This is a genomic window from Tepidimonas thermarum, assembly GCF_007556705.1.
Classification (GTDB): Bacteria; Pseudomonadota; Gammaproteobacteria; order Burkholderiales; family Burkholderiaceae_C; genus Tepidimonas; species Tepidimonas thermarum.
This window is the reverse complement of record NZ_VJOL01000001.1, coordinates 83036-97898: the sequence shown is the minus strand read 5'-3', so window position 1 is coordinate 97898 and position 14863 is coordinate 83036. Positions and strand designations below refer to the sequence as shown.

11 protein-coding genes are annotated in these 14863 nt (G+C 67.8%); 7 read left to right on the top strand and 4 right to left on the bottom strand.

Annotation, left to right across the window (positions count from 1 at the left end; translation table 11 throughout):
• The first annotated feature begins 3 nt into the window (after positions 1-3).
• Both greA and Tther_RS00450 read left to right on the top strand, forming a co-directional pair.
• Positions 4-480 (top strand): transcription elongation factor GreA, encoded by a 477-nt coding sequence (gene greA / locus Tther_RS00455; protein WP_068606326.1) that lies wholly within the window; start codon positions 4-6, stop codon positions 478-480.
• A 30-nt stretch (positions 481-510) separates the two neighbouring features.
• Entirely contained in the window at positions 511-945 is a 435-nt protein-coding gene (locus Tther_RS00450) for a DUF4149 domain-containing protein (RefSeq protein ID WP_143899739.1), read from the top strand.
• A gap of 28 nt (positions 946-973) precedes the next feature.
• Here the strand turns inward: Tther_RS00450 and folD are convergent, their stop codons facing one another.
• From folD to Tther_RS00435, 3 genes are read right to left on the bottom strand one after another with little or no spacing between them, the layout of a single operon-like run.
• The gene (gene folD / locus Tther_RS00445) at positions 974-1825 is read right to left on the bottom strand and encodes a bifunctional methylenetetrahydrofolate dehydrogenase/methenyltetrahydrofolate cyclohydrolase FolD (RefSeq protein WP_143899737.1); all 852 of its coding nucleotides are present in this window, start codon (positions 1823-1825) and stop codon (positions 974-976) included.
• Positions 1826-1828: 3 nt separating this feature from the next.
• Positions 1829-2455, bottom strand: coding sequence for a response regulator transcription factor (locus tag Tther_RS00440; protein ID WP_143899734.1), 627 nt, complete (start codon positions 2453-2455; stop codon positions 1829-1831).
• Positions 2455-5022 carry a PAS domain-containing sensor histidine kinase gene (locus tag Tther_RS00435; RefSeq protein ID WP_143899732.1) on the bottom strand — a complete coding sequence of 856 codons (2568 nt, stop codon included), beginning with the start codon at positions 5020-5022 and terminating at the stop codon, positions 2455-2457. The genes Tther_RS00440 and Tther_RS00435 overlap by 1 nt, the downstream gene beginning before the upstream one ends.
• 193 nt (positions 5023-5215) lie before the next feature.
• Here Tther_RS00435 and aceE point away from each other — a divergent pair, with 193 nt between their 5' ends.
• The 4 genes from aceE (at position 5216) to Tther_RS00415 (ending at position 12049) form a co-directional block, all read left to right on the top strand.
• On the top strand, positions 5216-7933 hold the full coding sequence (gene aceE, locus Tther_RS00430) for a pyruvate dehydrogenase (acetyl-transferring), homodimeric type (RefSeq protein WP_143899729.1): 2718 nt from the start codon (positions 5216-5218) through the stop codon (positions 7931-7933).
• Positions 7934-7947: 14 nt separating this feature from the next.
• Complete coding sequence (locus Tther_RS00425) at positions 7948-9381, top strand: dihydrolipoyllysine-residue acetyltransferase (RefSeq protein WP_143899727.1); 1434 nt, start codon at positions 7948-7950, stop codon at positions 9379-9381.
• A 13-nt stretch (positions 9382-9394) separates the two neighbouring features.
• On the top strand, positions 9395-11263 hold the full coding sequence (lpdA, locus tag Tther_RS00420) for a dihydrolipoyl dehydrogenase (RefSeq protein WP_143899725.1): 1869 nt from the start codon (positions 9395-9397) through the stop codon (positions 11261-11263).
• Positions 11264-11422: 159 nt separating this feature from the next.
• The gene (locus Tther_RS00415) at positions 11423-12049 is read left to right on the top strand and encodes a c-type cytochrome (protein ID WP_185974952.1); all 627 of its coding nucleotides are present in this window, start codon (positions 11423-11425) and stop codon (positions 12047-12049) included.
• A gap of 45 nt (positions 12050-12094) precedes the next feature.
• Here Tther_RS00415 and fabI read toward each other — a convergent pair whose 3' ends face one another.
• A complete protein-coding gene (gene fabI, locus Tther_RS00410) occupies positions 12095-12898 on the bottom strand; it encodes an enoyl-ACP reductase FabI (RefSeq protein ID WP_143899720.1) in 804 nt (267 codons plus the stop codon).
• Between the two features lie 43 nt (positions 12899-12941).
• Between fabI and Tther_RS00405 the strand changes: the two genes are divergently transcribed.
• On the top strand, positions 12942-14858 hold the full coding sequence (locus Tther_RS00405) for an extracellular solute-binding protein (protein ID WP_143899718.1): 1917 nt from the start codon (positions 12942-12944) through the stop codon (positions 14856-14858).
• Positions 14859-14863: the final 5 nt, after the last annotated feature.

Sequence of the window (14863 nt, the reverse complement as noted above, 5' to 3'; positions counted from 1 at the left end):
GCCATGCCGACCATTCCGTTGACCAAACGCGGTGCCGACAAGCTCAAGGAGGAGCTGCATCGCCTCAAAACCGTCGAGCGCCCGGCCGTGATCCAGGCCATCGCCGAGGCGCGTGCGCAAGGCGACCTGAGCGAAAACGCCGAATACGACGCCGCCAAAGACCGCCAGGGCTTCATCGAGGGGCGCATCAAGGAAATCGAGGGCAAGCTCGCCGCGGCCCAGATCATCGATCCGGCGCAACTCGATGCCGGCGGCAAGGTGGTGTTTGGCGCCACCGTGGAGCTGGAGGACGAAGCCACCGGCGAGACCGTCACCTACCAGATCGTCGGGGAGGACGAGGCCGACCTGAAGCTCGGGCTGATCAACGTCTCCAGCCCGATTGCGCGTGCCCTCATCGGCAAGGAAGAGGGCGACGTGGCCGAGGTGCAGGCCCCCAACGGCGTGCGGCGCTACGAGATCGTGGCCGTGCGCTACGAATGAACCCGTTGGCGCAACGCGGGCAGGTGGCGCATGGCGTGGCGTGATCGCTGGCCGGTGTTGGTGGCGGCCCTGTGGTGGGGCCTGACCACGGGGCTGAGCTTCGTGGCCGTGCCGCTGCTGTTTCAGCACTTCAACAACCCGGCGGTGGCCGGTGGCATGGCGGCGCGCTTGTTTCAGGTGCAGTCGTATGTGGCGGTGGGGGCGGCGTTGCTGTTGCTGCTGTGGGGGCGGGCGCAGCGCGGGCGTGGCGCCGCGGGCGATGCGAGCTGGGCCTTGCTGCCGTGGCTGTTGCTGGGGGCGCTGGCCGGTTTGGTGCAGGAGTTTGGCGTGGCCCAGCGCATCCTGACCGCCCGCCAAACCGGCGCCAGCCTGGCGCTGTGGCACGGCATCGGCAGCGTTTTGGTGGCGCTGCAGTGGCTGTGCGCGCTGCGCAGCCTGTGGTGGCTGACCGCGCGGCGCGGCTAGGCGGCCAGCCGCCCGCTGTCGGGGCGGCTCAGCGCGCGGCGCGCTCGGCCGCTTCCACCGTGTTGAGCAGCAGCATCGTGATCGTCATGGGGCCCACGCCCCCGGGCACCGGGGTGATCCACCCGGCCACCTGACGCACCCCCTCGAAGTCCACGTCGCCGCACAGCTTGCCCGCCTCGTCGCGGTTCATGCCGACGTCGATGACCACGGCGCCCGGCTTGACCATGTCGGCCGTCAACACGTTGCGTTTGCCCACTGCCGCCACGACGATGTCGGCCTGGCGGGTGTGGTGCGCCAAATCCGCGGTGGCGCTGTGGCAGATGGTGACCGTGGCGTTGGCCTGCAGCAGCATCAGCGCCATGGGCTTGCCGACGATGTTGCTGCGCCCGATGACCACGGCGTGCTTGCCGCACGGGTCGCAGCCGATGTGCTCCAACATTTTCATGCAACCGTAGGGGGTGCAGGGCCAAAAGCCAGGCCGCCCCACCATCAGGGCGCCGGCGTTGGCGACGTGAAAGCCATCGACGTCTTTTTCAGGGGCGATGGTCTCGATGACGCGCTGCGCATCGATGTGCGCCGGCAGCGGCAGCTGCACCAGGATGCCGTGGATCGCGGGGTCGGCGTTGAGGGCACGCACGCGCGCCAGCAGCGCGTCTTCGGTCAGGCTGGCGGGGTAGGTCTCCAGCACGGAGTGGATGCCCACCTCCTGGCAGGCTTTGACCTTGTTGCGGACGTAGACCTGGCTGGCGGGGTTGTCGCCAACCAGGATGACCGCAAGCCCGGGCAGGGTGCCGCGCGCTTTGAGCGCCGTCACACGTTCGCTCAGGCGCGCGCGCCACAGGCGCGACAGCGCCGCGCCGTCGATGAGTTGGGCTGCCATGAATCAGACTTTCGTGGGGGTGGGGGCAAGGGCGATTTTGAGCAGGTCGGCCACCGTGTTGGCGCCCAGCTTTTCCATGATGTTGGCGCGGTGGGCTTCCACCGTCTTGATGCTGATGCCCAGATCGTCGGCGATTTGCTTGTTGAGCCGCCCGGCGACGATGCGCTCGAGCACCTGCGACTCGCGCGTGGTGAGCTTGGCCAGCAGCGCTTCGCGCGTGGCCGCTTGCTGGTGCACGGCAAAGGCCTCATGCGCAATGTCGACCATCTTTTCGACCAGCGCCAGCAGTAGCGCTTCGTCGAACGGCTTTTGGATGAAGTCGATCGCGCCTTTTTTCATCGACTCCACCGCCATGGGCACGTCGCCATGGCCCGTGATGAAGCAAATGGGCAGCGGTGAGTGGCGCTCGAGCAGCCGCTGTTGCAGTTCCATGCCACTCATGCCACCCATGCGGATGTCGGCAATCAGGCAGGCCACTTCGCGCGGGTCGTAGCGGGCCAGGAAGGCTTCGGCCGATTCGAAACAGCGCACGCGGTAGTCCCGCCCCTCCAGCAGCCATTGCAGCGAGTCGCGCACGGCTTCATCGTCATCGACCACGTACACGGTTGCGCGTTTGGGCGTCAGGCTCATCATGTTCCTTCAGGCGTCGTCTGCGTTTCGGTTGATCGGGGGGCAAGCGGAGCGGACGCCTCGGGCGGCGGCTCCGGAATCCAGAACGAGAATTCGCAGCCGACAATCGCGTCGCCATTGTAGAGGTTGCGCGCCACCAGCCGGCCGTGGTGCGACTCGATGATGGAGCGGCACAGCTTGAGGCCGATGCCCATGCCCTCGCTCTTGGTGCTGTAGAAGGCTTCGTAGATGCGGTCGAGGCGCTCCTGGGGGATGCCCCCGCCGCTGTCGCGTACGGTGAACTCCACCCCGGGGCGGCCGTCGACCGTGCGCGGCACCACCTGCAGCTCGATGTGCCGCTGACCCGGCGGACGTTGCGCCTGCTGGATCGATTCACCGCCGTTTTTGAGCAGGTTGATGAGCACTTGCTCGATCAAAATCGGGTCCACCATCAGGCGTGGCAGACGCGCCGCCACGTAGGTGTTGAGACGCACCATGTGGCGGCGCAGTTCGATGTCGGCGAGTTCGGTGGCGTTGCTCACCATCTGCGCCACGTCCGACAGCGTGGGGTTGGGCTCGCTCTTTTTGACGAACGCGCGGATGCGCTGGATGATTTGGCCGGCGCGTTGCGCCTGGCGGGCGGTTTTCTCCAGCGCGCCCAGCAAGTCCTGCGGGCTGATGTGCCCCTTTTGCAACCGGCTGATCATGCCGCTGGCGTAGTTGCTGATCGCGGTCAGCGGTTGGTTGAGTTCGTGCGCCACGCTGGAGGCCATCTCGCCCATCGTGATGAGGCGGCTGGCGGTTTCGGCGCGCTCCGCTTGCAGGGCCGCTTGTTCTTCGGCCTGGTGGCGCGCGGTGATGTCGGTGGCGATGAGCATTTGCACCAGCCGCCCGTCCACCCAGGTCAGGTAGCGGGTGCGCACCTCCAGCCATTTGCCCAGTTCGGGCACCAGGATTTGCGCATGCTCGGCCACCGCCTCCACCAGCGCGTCGGCAGGCAGCCCCATGAGGCTGTCGACCTGGTCGTGGTGGTCCTGCGGCGGCAGCACGGGCACCGAGGCGCACAGCTCCAACATCCGCTCGTGGCCGGCAGAGCCTTCGCCAAACCAGTTGCGGTACATGCGGTTGGCAAACAACAGCTCGTGGCTGTGCAGCGGCGCGACCGAGATCGCCTCATCCAGGCTGTCGAGCACGGTGGCAAAACGGTCGTACGAGGCGCTGAGCTCTTCGCGGATGCGCTTGGGCTCGGTGATGTCGGTCATCGACGTCATCCAGCCGGTCTGGCGACCCTGCGCGTCGATCAGCGGCGAGACGTACATGCGCGCGTAGAAGATGCTGCCGTTTTTGCGCTTGACCGGCACCTCGAAGCCGCCCGGGGTGTTGCGGCCTGCGATTTCGTCCTGCAGCCGCGCCATGAGGGTGTCGTGTTCGTGCTCCGGCCAGTAGGGGAAGGGGGCGCTGGCGCCGATGAGCTCCTCCTCGCTCCAGCCGGTCATGTCGCAAAAAGCGCGGTTGACGTAGGTGATGCGCCCCTCCATGTCCAGCGCCCGCATGCCGGTGAGCATCGAGTTTTCCATGGCGCGGCGGAAGTTGGTCTCGGCCACCAGGGCGCGTTGCGCTTGCAGACGCCGGCGTGTGTGGCGCATGTTGCCCAGCAGCATCCAGATGGTGGCCACGCTCATCGCCCCCACGATCCAAAACAGCGCTTCGCTGCCCCAGTCACGGTCGGCACGCAAGCCCTCGGCGCGGATCAGCAGGCTGTTGCCGATCGGGGAAACGGGCAGTTCGTGGCGCTGCGGGCGCGGCGCCCACGGCAGGCGCGACAGCGGCGTCGTCAACGGTTTGAGGGGGGTGCCCGCGTACAGCGTGCCATCCTCGCCGACCAGCGTGACGGCGTAGCGCGCCAACACCTCCGCCGGCACGCCATAGCGCAGCAAACCGGCAATGTCGTACTCGGCCATCACGGCACCACCAAAGCGGCGCTGGTCCTCGAACGGGATCAGCACCATGAGCGTGCTGCCCCCGTCGGGCCAGGGCAGTGGCCGTGAGTAGATCGGCTGGTGCAGGTCGCGCGCCAGGTCAAACGCACCACCGGTGGTGTTGGGCGGCAGCGTCTCGCCCGCGCGGCGGTGGGCATGCGCTGGCGCTCCCGGGGCGGTGTAGCCGGTGACCACCTCGCGGTACGGCCCGATCCAGTGCACCGCCAGCACGTCGGGGTTTTGCGCCACCAGCTCCTCGGCCTGGAAGACGAACTCCGTTTCTTCGATCGAGCGGTTGGCGATGTCGCGTGCCATGCGCATGAGCTTTTCCTGCCGCTCCAGCAGCCGCAGGCGCAAGCGCTGTTGCGCGTACTCGGTGTCGCGCACGACGGCTTCTTGCTCGCGGTCGGCCTCCTGTTGGCTGAAGTAGCCCAGCGCCGAAAAGATCGCCGTCAGAAAAAGCAGCACCGACAGCACCGGCCCGAGCACCGCCAAGCGATCCTGGCGGTGCGGGGGCAAGCGGTCCCACCACTGGCGCCACCACAGCCGTGGCGCGCGCCACCAGCGCAGGGGTGCGCGTTCGGCGTCGGTGCTGTGGGGTTGGACCATGGCACGACAGTTTAGGGCAAACCCTAGCATTGTGAACGGCGGGGCGAGCGTGCGCGAACGCGCGCGGTACAAAAATTTCACAATATAAAAATAAAAACCATAGTTTGGAAATTGGCGATTTTCGTGCGACACTTCGTGGACAACGGCGCGCTCGCGCCGTACGCTGTTGCTGGGCTTTTGAGGAGACGACACCATGTCCCAAGACGTTCCGCCGATTTCCGCGCTGGTGGCGCCGGATGCCGATCCGCAAGAAACGCGCGAGTGGCTCGATGCGCTCGACGCCGTCATCGAGCGCGAGGGTGCCGAGCGCGCGCACTTCCTGCTCGAACAACTGCTGGAAGAAGCACGCGAACACAGCATCGACCTGCCGTTTTCCGCCACCACCGGCTACGTCAACACCATCGAGCCGGATGAGGAAGAGCGCAGCCCCGGCAACCTGGAGCTGGAAGGGCGGCTGCGTGCCTACATGCGCTGGAACGCCATGGCGATGGTGGTCAAGGCCAACCGGCTGCACGCCCCGGACGGCAGCGAGTTGGGCGGACATATCAGCTCGTTTCAGTCGCTGGCGCACCTGCTGGCGTGCGGCTTCAACCACTTCTGGCACGCCGACGACACCGACCAGGGGGGCACCCACGGCGGCGACCTGCTCTACATCCAGGGGCACAGTGCGCCGGGCATTTACGCCCGCGCCTACCTGGAAGGGCGCATCACCGAAGAGCAGCTGCTCAACTTCCGCCAGGAGGTCGAGGGCAAGGGGCTGTCCAGCTACCCCCATCCGAAGCTGATGCCCGAGTTTTGGCAGTTTCCAACGGTCAGCATGGGGCTGGGCCCGATCATGGGCATCTACCAGGCGCGCTTCCTCAAATACCTGCACGCGCGCGGCATTGCCGACACGGCCCGGCGCAAGGTGTGGGTGTTTTGCGGCGATGGCGAGATGGACGAGCCCGAGAGCATGGGCGCCATCGGCCTGGCCGCGCGCGAAGGGCTGGACAACCTGATCTTCGTCGTCAACTGCAACCTGCAGCGCCTGGACGGCCCGGTGCGCGGCAACGGCAAGATCATCCAGGAGCTCGAAGGCGATTTTCGCGGGGCGGGCTGGAACGTCATCAAGCTGCTGTGGGGCAGCAACTGGGACCCGTTGCTGGCGCGCGACAAGGAAGGGGTGCTGCGCCGCATCATGATGGAGACGCTCGACGGCGACTACCAGGCGTTCAAGGCCAACGATGGCGCTTACGTGCGCAAGCACTTCTTTGGCCGCCACCCCAAGGCGCTGGAGCTGGTGGCCAAGATGAGCGACGAGGAAATCTGGGCCCTGCGCCGTGGCGGCCACGATGCGCGCAAGGTGTATGCGGCGTTTCACCGCGCCTACCACCACAAGGGCCAGCCCACGGTCATTCTGGTCAAAACCGTCAAGGGCTACGGCATGGGCCGCGCGGGGGAGGGCAAGAACACCGCGCACCAGACCAAGAAGCTCTCGGACGAGGACATCCGCTACTTCCGCGACCGCTTCAACATCCCGATCCCGGACAGCGAGCTGCCCAAGATCCCGTTTTACAAGCCGGCCGACGACACGCCCGAGATGCGCTACCTGCACGAGCGGCGCAAGGCCCTGGGCGGCTATTTGCCGCGCCGGCGTGTGCGCAGCGACGAGCAGTTCACGGTGCCCTCGCTGCAAACCTTCAAGGCCGTGCTCGAGCCCACGCCTGAGGGGCGCGAAATCAGCACCACGCAGGCCTATGTGCGCTTTTTGACCCAGTTGCTGCGTGACCAGGCGCTGGGCCCGCGCGTCGTGCCCATCCTCGTGGACGAGGCGCGCACCTTTGGCATGGAGGGGTTGTTTCGCCAGATCGGCATCTACAACCCCAAGGGCCAGCTCTACACCCCGGTCGACAAGGACCAGGTCATGTACTACAAGGAGGACCAGGCCGGCCAGATCCTGCAGGAGGGCATCAACGAGGCCGGTGGGATGAGTTCGTGGATCGCCGCGGCGACGTCGTACTCGACGAACAACCGCATCATGATCCCGTTCTTCATTTACTACTCGATGTTTGGCTTCCAGCGCTTTGGCGATCTGGCCTGGGCGGCCGGGGATATGCAGGCGCGCGGCTTTTTGCTCGGGGGCACCAGCGGACGCACCACGCTCAACGGCGAGGGCTTGCAGCACGAAGACGGCCACAGCCACATGATCGCGGCCACCATCCCCAACTGCGTCAGCTACGACCCCACGTTCGCGCACGAAGTGGCGGTGATCCTGCACCACGGCCTCAAGCGCATGGTGGAGCAGCAGGACAACGTGTTCTTCTACATCACGCTGCTCAACGAAAACTACCCCCAGCCGGGTCTGACGCCGGGCACGGAAGAGCAGATCATCCGCGGCATGTATTTGCTGCGCGAGGGGCCCAAGCTCACGCCGCGCGTGCAGCTGCTGGGCAGCGGCGCCATCCTGCGCGAGAGCCTGGCGGCGCAAACCCTGCTGGCGCAGGACTGGGGGGTGGCGGCCAACGTCTGGAGCTGCCCGAGCTTCACGGAGCTGGCGCGCGACGGTCAGGACTGCGAACGCTGGAACCTGCTGCACCCGACCGAGACGCCGCGCGTGCCGTTCGTGGCGCAGCAACTGGGCGACCATCCCGGGCCGGTGGTCGCGTCCACCGATTATGTCAAGGCGTTTGCCGAGCAAATCCGCCCCTTCCTGCCCAAGGGACGCACCTACAAGGTGCTGGGCACGGACGGTTTTGGGCGCAGCGATTTTCGCTACCGCCTGCGCCGCCACTTCGAGGTGGACCGCCACTACATTGCGGTGGCCGCGCTCAAGGCGCTGGCCGAAGAGGGCAGCGTGCCTGCCGCGCGCGTGGCCGAAGCGATTGCCAAATACGGCATCGACACCGATAAGCCCAACCCCTTGTACGCGTGATTCGGGAGCACGACATGGCATTGGTGGAAGTCAAGGTCCCGGACATTGGGGACTTCAAAGATGTGGCGGTGATTGAGCTGCTGGTCAAGCCGGGCGATGCGGTGCAGGTGGATCAGTCACTGATCACGGTGGAGTCGGACAAGGCGTCGATGGAGATTCCGTCGAGCCACGCCGGGGTGGTGCGCGAGCTCAAGGTGCAACTGGGCGACAAGGTCAGCGAGGGCTCGGTGGTGGCGCTGCTGGAGACCGAGGCGCAGGCGTCCGCCGCCGCGCCAGCATCGGTTGGGGGACAGCCGGCGCCCGCCGCGCCGGCGCCTGCCGTGGTGACACCCCAGGTGGCCGTGGCCCCCGTGCTGCCCGTGTCTGCATCTGCGCCTGCGTCGCTGGCCACGGTGGCCGTCCCCGCGCCACCACCGCCCGCGACTGCGGCGGTGCCCGCTGCCGCGCCGTCGGTGCCCGCAGCCGCTGCCGCGCATGATCCCACGCGCCCGCCGCTGGGCCTGCCGCATGCCTCGCCAAGCGTGCGCAAGGTTGCGCGCGAGCTGGGCGTGCCGTTGGCCGAGGTGCGCGGCACCGGCCCCAAGGGCCGCATCACCCTGGAGGACGTGCAGGCCTTCACCCGTGCCGTCATGGCGGGCGAGGTGCAAACCCGCGCCCAGGCGGCCAAAGCCCCGGCGGCGCCGGCGGCGGGCGACGGCGCGGCGCTGGGTCTCATCCCCTGGCCGACGGTGGACTTTGCCAAGTTCGGCCCCATCGAGCGGCGCGAGCTCAGCCGCATCAAAAAGATCAGCGGCGCCAACCTGATGCGCAACGCGGCGATGATCCCGGCGGTCACCAACCACGACGATGCCGATGTCACCGAGCTCGAGGCGTTTCGCGTCCAGCTCAACGAGGAGCACGCCAAAAGCGGCGTCAAGGTCACGATGCTGGCGTTCCTGGTCAAGGCGTGCGTGGCGGCGCTGCAGAAATTCCCCGAGTTCAACAGCTCGCTGGACATGGCCTCGGGTGGCGATGCGTTGATCTACAAGCGCTACTGGAACATTGGCTTTGCGGCCGATACGCCCAATGGGCTGGTGGTGCCGGTCATCAAAAGCGCGGACCAAAAAGGCATCTTGCAGATCAGCCGCGAAATGGCCGAGCTCGCCGCCAAGGCGCGCGAGGGCAAATTGGCGCCGGCCGACATGAGCGGTGCGACCTTCACGATTTCCAGCCTGGGCGGCATCGGCGGGCGCTACTTCACGCCCATCATCAACGCGCCCGAGGTGGCGATCCTGGGCGTGTGCAAGTCGCGCTGGGAGCCGGTGTGGAACGGCAAGGAGTTCACGCCGCGCCTGATGTTGCCGCTGTCGCTGACCTGGGACCACCGCGTCATCGACGGGGCGGCGGCTGCCCGCTTCAACGCCTATTTGGCGCAACTGTTGGCGGACTTCCGCCGCATCCTGCTGTGAAAGGGCTGCCGGCATGGGCACGATCGAGATTCGGGTCCCGGACATTGGGGACTTCAAAGATGTGGCGGTGATTGAGCTGCTGGTCAAGCCGGGCGATGCGGTGCAGGTGGATCAGTCGCTGATCACGGTGGAGTCGGACAAGGCGTCGATGGAGATTCCGTCGAGCCACGCCGGGGTGGTGCGCGAGCTCAAGGTGCAACTGGGCGACAAGGTCAGCGAAGGGTCGTTGATCGCCGTGCTCGAGGCGGCCGACGCCCCCACCGCTGCCGCGCCGCGGCCGGCCGAACCCGCGGCGGCTGCGACCCCTGCCGCAGGCGGGGCCGCCACCGCGGATGCCGCAGCCCCATCCGCGCCCGCGACGCCCGGCGCGGCGGCGGGCGCCAGTGGGTCTGCGGCGGCCACGGCCACAGCCTACGCGGGCGGCGCCGACCTGGCGTGTGATGTGCTGGTGCTCGGTGGTGGCCCCGGCGGCTATTCGGCCGCGTTTCGCGCGGCGGACCTCGGGCTCAAGGTCGTGCTGGTGGAGCGCTACCCGGCGTTGGGTGGCGTCTGCCTCAACGTCGGGTGCATTCCGTCCAAGGCGCTGCTGCACGTGGCCGCGGTCATCGACGAGGCGCGCCACCTGGCCGACGCTGGCGTGACCTTCGGGGCGCCCACGGTCGATCTCGACCGCTTGCGCGCGCACAAAGACCAGGTCGTGGGCAAGCTCGCCGGCGGGCTGGCCGCCATGGCCAAGATGCGCAAGGTGACGGTGTTGCGCGGCTACGGTGCGTTCGTCGGACCGCAGCACGTGGCGGTCGAGGAAACCACCGGTCCTGGCCAGGACAAGACCGGTCGGCGCCAGGTCGTGGCGTTTCGCAAGGCGATCATCGCCGCGGGCTCGCAGGCGGTGCGCTTGCCGTTTTTGCCGCAGGACGAGCGCATCATCGACAGCACCGGGGCCCTGGCGCTGGCGCGCGTGCCCCAGCGCATGCTCATCATCGGCGGCGGCATCATCGGGCTGGAGATGGGCACCGTGTACTCGACCCTGGGGGCACGGCTCGAGGTCGTCGAGATGCTCGACGGGCTCATGACCGGCGCCGACCGCGACCTGGTCAAGGTCTGGCAAAAAATGAACGCGCACCGCTTCGACCACATCCGCTTGCGCACGCGCACCGTGGGGGCCGAAGCGACGGCCGACGGCATCCGCGTGCGTTTCGAAGGGGCCGATGGCAGCCAGGCCGAAGGCCTGTACGACCTGGTGTTGCAGGCGGTTGGGCGCGCGCCCAACGGCCGCAAGATTGGCGCCGAGCACGCCGGTGTGGCGGTCAACGAGCGGGGGTTCATCCCGGTGGACGTGCAGATGCGCACCAACGTCGCGCACATCTTTGCCATCGGTGACATCGTCGGCCAGCCGATGCTGGCGCACAAAGCGGTGCACGAGGCTCATGTGGCGGCCGAGGTGGCGGCGGGCGAGTTGCTGGGCGATGCCGCCCTGGCGCGCCGTGCGTTCGATGCGCGGGTCATCCCCAGCGTGGCCTACACCGACCCCGAGATCGCCTGGGTCGGTTTGACCGAAGACCAGGCGCGCGCGCAGGGCATCGCGGTGACAAAAGGCTTGTTCCCGTGGGGTGCCTCCGGGCGCGCCATCGCCAACGGGCGCGACGAAGGCTTTACCAAGCTGCTGTTCGACGAGGCCACGCACCGCATCGTGGGCGGCGGCATCGTCGGCACCCACGCCGGCGACATGATCGGCGAGATTGCGCTGGCGATCGAGATGGGCGCTGATGCCGTGGACATCGGCCGCACCATCCACCCGCACCCGACCCTGGGCGAAAGCATCGGCATGGCAGCCGAAGCCGCGCACGGCAGCTGCACCGACTTGCCGCCCACGCGGCGCTGAGCGCCGGCACGCCGGGTGCTGCGCGCGCCGGCGTGCATTCGCGCATCGCTGCATGCCAATGAAGCGACGTTGACGCGCGTCAAGGTCTCGCTATGGGGTTTCCCTAGGATGGTGCACGACGGGTCGTTGGTGACCCAGGCATCCATCTTGGAGGAAGGCATGAACAAGTCCTGGCAGACGGCGCTGCAGCGCACGATCGCGGCGCTGGGTATCGGCATGGCGGCGTGGGGGGTGCAGGCCCAGTCCACCGATCCGTTGGTGGTTGGCGAGGTGGTCGCGCGTGACCGCTGCGCGGTCTGCCACGGCCCCTGCGGGCAGAGCGTGGCGCCGAACTTCCCGCGTCTGGCCGGCCAGAACGCGCAGTACCTGGCGCGCCAGTTGCACGCCTTTGCCAGCGGCGAGCGCAAAAGCACCGCGATGAGCGAGAAAGTCAAGGGCCTGAGCCCCAGCGACATCGAGGCGGTGGCCGAATACTACGCACGCCAGAAGCCCGGGCACACGCCCAGTGGCGACGAGCTGCTGCTATCCGTGGGCCGCTTCGTGTACGAGCGCGGCAACCGCCACACCGGCCTGCCGCCATGTGCCACCTGCCACGGCCCCGGCGCCGCTGGTACGACCGAGTTGCCGCGGCTGGCGGGGCAGCACCCGCAATACATCATGCGGCAGGTGCAGGCGTTCAAGCAGGGCAGCGGGGCGCGCGACAACGCCATCATGCGCGTCATGTCGCACCGCCTGAGCGACCTGGAGCTCGAGGCCGTGGCGGCCTATCTGGGCAATCTGAAGTGACGCACGCCGCGCCGGTGCGGCGCCGGCGCACCACCCGGGCCCGATTCAGGCACCGGCGTCGTCGCTGGCGATGCCGCCCATCACGTGGCTAAAGCCGCCGTCCACGTACACGATCTCGGCGCTGATGCCGGCTGCCAGGTCGCTGAGCAAAAAGGCCGCGGTGTTGCCCACGTCGTCGATGGTGACGTTGCGGCGGATCGGGGCGTTGTGTTCGACGACGCCGAGGATTTTGCCGAAGCCCTTGATGCCGCTGGCGGCCAGCGTCTTGATGGGCCCAGCCGAGATGGCGTTGACCCGCCAGCCGCGGCGCTGGCTGCCCAGTGATTCGGCCAGGTAGCGCACGCTGGCCTCCAGGCTGGCTTTGGCCAGCCCCATGGTGTTGTAGGCCGGCACCATGCGCATGCTGCCCAGGTAGGTCAGTGTCAGCAGTGCAGCGTTGTCGTTGAGGTACGGGCGCGCCGCCTTGGCCATGGCCGGGAAGCTGTAGGCGCTGATGTCGTGCGCGACGCGAAAGCCTTCGCGGCTCAAGCCATCCAGAAAGTCGCCGGCGATCGCCTCGCGCGGCGCGTAACCGATGCTGTGCACGAAGCCGTCGAACGTGGGCCAATGCGCCGATAGATCGCGAAACAACCGCTCGATCTGCGCGTCATCGCTGACGTCGCACTCGAACACCAGGTTGGAGCCAAACTCGGCCGCGAATTCGGTGATGCGGTCCTTGAACCGCTCGCCGACGTAGCTGAAGGCAAGTTCGGCGCCCTGCGCCCGACAGGCGCGCGCGATGCCGTAGGCGATCGAGCGGTTGGACAGTACGCCGGTGATGAGCAGTTTTTTGCCGGCCAGAAAACCCATGGGTGTCGCTCCTCGGTAGCAGAAAATCCTGCAGAATTGTCGCATGCACGTCCCCCGACTTGCCTCCGGCCCACTGCTCGCCCGCCACCGCGCGGGCCGCCACAGCGGCCGGGCCGGGTGGCGCGACCTGCTGCGGGGCGCGTGGGTGGCGGCAGCGCTGGTGCTGCCCCCGCTGGCCTGGGCCGCGCACGGCTACGCCTTGTGGGGGCGGCTGCAGTACCCGCCGGGGTTTGCGCACTTTGCCTACGTCAACCCGGATGCCCCCAAGGGGGGTGAGTTACGCTTGGTCAGCAGCCTGCGCACCTCCACCTTCGACAAATACAACCCGTTTACGCTGCGCGGCAGCGCGCCGGCCTATTTGGCGGACCTGATGTTCGACAGCCTCCTGGTGGGCGCTGCCGATGAGGTGGGCGCCGCGTACGGTCTGTTGGCAGAGGATGTCGAGGTCGCCCCCGACCGCTTGAGCGCCACCTTTCGGCTGCGGCGCCAGGCGCGCTTTCACGACGGCAAGCCGGTGCTGGCCGCGGATGTGCGCCACACCTTCGAGACCCTGACGGGCCCACACACGTCGCCGGCGTACAAGACCATCCTGGCCGACGTGGCCGGTGTGGACGTGCTCGACGAGCGCACGGTGCGTTTTCGCTTTCGCCAGCCCAACCGCGAGTTGCCCTTGATCGTGGGTGGGCTGCCCATTTTCAGTCGCGAGTGGGGCAACACCGTTGACCCCAAGACCGGCCAGCGCAAGACCTTCGATCAGGTGGTCACCGACATCCCGATCGGCAGCGGCCCCTACCGCATCGGGCCTGTCAAGTTCGGCAAAGACATCACCTACGTGCGCGACCCGCAGTATTGGGCACGCGATCTGCCGGTGCGGCGCGGCACGTTCAACTTCGACCGCATCACGGTCAAGATCTACAAGGACAACACCGCGCGGCTGGAGGCGCTCAAGGCTGGCGAGTTCGACCTGATGCGCTTTTTCTCGGCTGGCGACTGGGCGCGGCGCGTCAACGGCAAACGCTTCGACCGTGGCGAGCTGGTCAAAGGCGAATTCCGCCACCGGCTGCCCACCGGGTTTCAGAGCTATGTGCTCAACACCCGTCGCGCGCCGCTCGACGACATCCGCGTGCGGCAGGCGCTGGGGCTGGCGTTGGATTTCGAGTGGATGAACCAGCGCTTGTTCTACGGCAGCTACCAGCGTGTGCGCGGGCTGTTCGGCAACACGGCCTGCGCGGCCGAGGGTGAGCCGGATGCCGCGCAACGCGCCTTGCTGCAGCCCTGGCGCGATCAGGTGCCGCCCGCGGTGTTTGGACCCATGGCCGAGCCGCCGGTGGCGGGCACGCCGGAGCGTTTGCGCGACAACCTCAAGCGCGCGCAGGCGTTGCTGCGCGAGGCGGGCTGGACCTACCGCGACGGCGCGCTGCGCAACGCCCAGGGCCAGCCGCTGGTGCTGGAGTATCTGGACAGCAACGAAGCCGGCGCCCGCGTGGTCGCGCCGTGGGCGCGCAACCTTGCGCGCATCGGGGTGGAGCTGCGCTTTCGGCCGGTGGACTTTGCGCTTTACCAGCAGCGTCTGCGCACCTTCGACTTCGACATCATTTCGCTGGCGTTCCAGGGCACGCACAGCCCGGGGGCGGAGTACGCCGACCTGTTTGGCAGCGCCGCGGCACGCACCGAGGATTCCGGCAACTTCACCGGCATCGCCAACCCGGCGGTGGACGATCTGATCACGCGCATGGTGCAGGCTGACACCGAGCCCGCGTTTTTGGCCGCCTGCCGTGCGCTGGAGCGCGTGATCGCGCACAGCCACGTGCTGATTCCGCAGTGGTCGGCGCCCACGCACCGCATGGCCTACAACGCGTGGCGGCTGCAGCGGCCAGCCGAGATGCCGCCGTACGCCGGCGGCGAGGGCTGGGCCATCGAAACCTGGTGGGCACGCCCAGCCCCGCTGGCGTCGCGGTGATGGAG

Excerpts from the sequence above, each read along its gene's own strand:
- folD (WP_143899737.1), bottom strand. The coding sequence starts at position 1,825 with ATGGCAGCCCAACTCATCGACGGCGCGGCGCTGTCGCGCCTGTGGCGC.
- Tther_RS00440 (WP_143899734.1), bottom strand. The coding sequence starts at position 2,455 with ATGAGCCTGACGCCCAAACGCGCAACCGTGTACGTGGTCGATGACGAT.
- Tther_RS00405 (WP_143899718.1), top strand. The coding sequence starts at position 12,942 with ATGCACGTCCCCCGACTTGCCTCCGGCCCACTGCTCGCCCGCCACCGC.
- lpdA (WP_143899725.1), top strand. The coding sequence starts at position 9,395 with ATGGGCACGATCGAGATTCGGGTCCCGGACATTGGGGACTTCAAAGAT.
- greA (WP_068606326.1), top strand. The coding sequence starts at position 4 with ATGCCGACCATTCCGTTGACCAAACGCGGTGCCGACAAGCTCAAGGAG.
- Tther_RS00450 (WP_143899739.1), top strand. The coding sequence starts at position 511 with ATGGCGTGGCGTGATCGCTGGCCGGTGTTGGTGGCGGCCCTGTGGTGG.
- Tther_RS00415 (WP_185974952.1), top strand. The coding sequence starts at position 11,423 with ATGAACAAGTCCTGGCAGACGGCGCTGCAGCGCACGATCGCGGCGCTG.
- Tther_RS00435 (WP_143899732.1), bottom strand. The coding sequence starts at position 5,022 with ATGGTCCAACCCCACAGCACCGACGCCGAACGCGCACCCCTGCGCTGG.
- Tther_RS00425 (WP_143899727.1), top strand. The coding sequence starts at position 7,948 with ATGGCATTGGTGGAAGTCAAGGTCCCGGACATTGGGGACTTCAAAGAT.
- fabI (WP_143899720.1), bottom strand. The coding sequence starts at position 12,898 with ATGGGTTTTCTGGCCGGCAAAAAACTGCTCATCACCGGCGTACTGTCC.
- aceE (WP_143899729.1), top strand. The coding sequence starts at position 5,216 with ATGTCCCAAGACGTTCCGCCGATTTCCGCGCTGGTGGCGCCGGATGCC.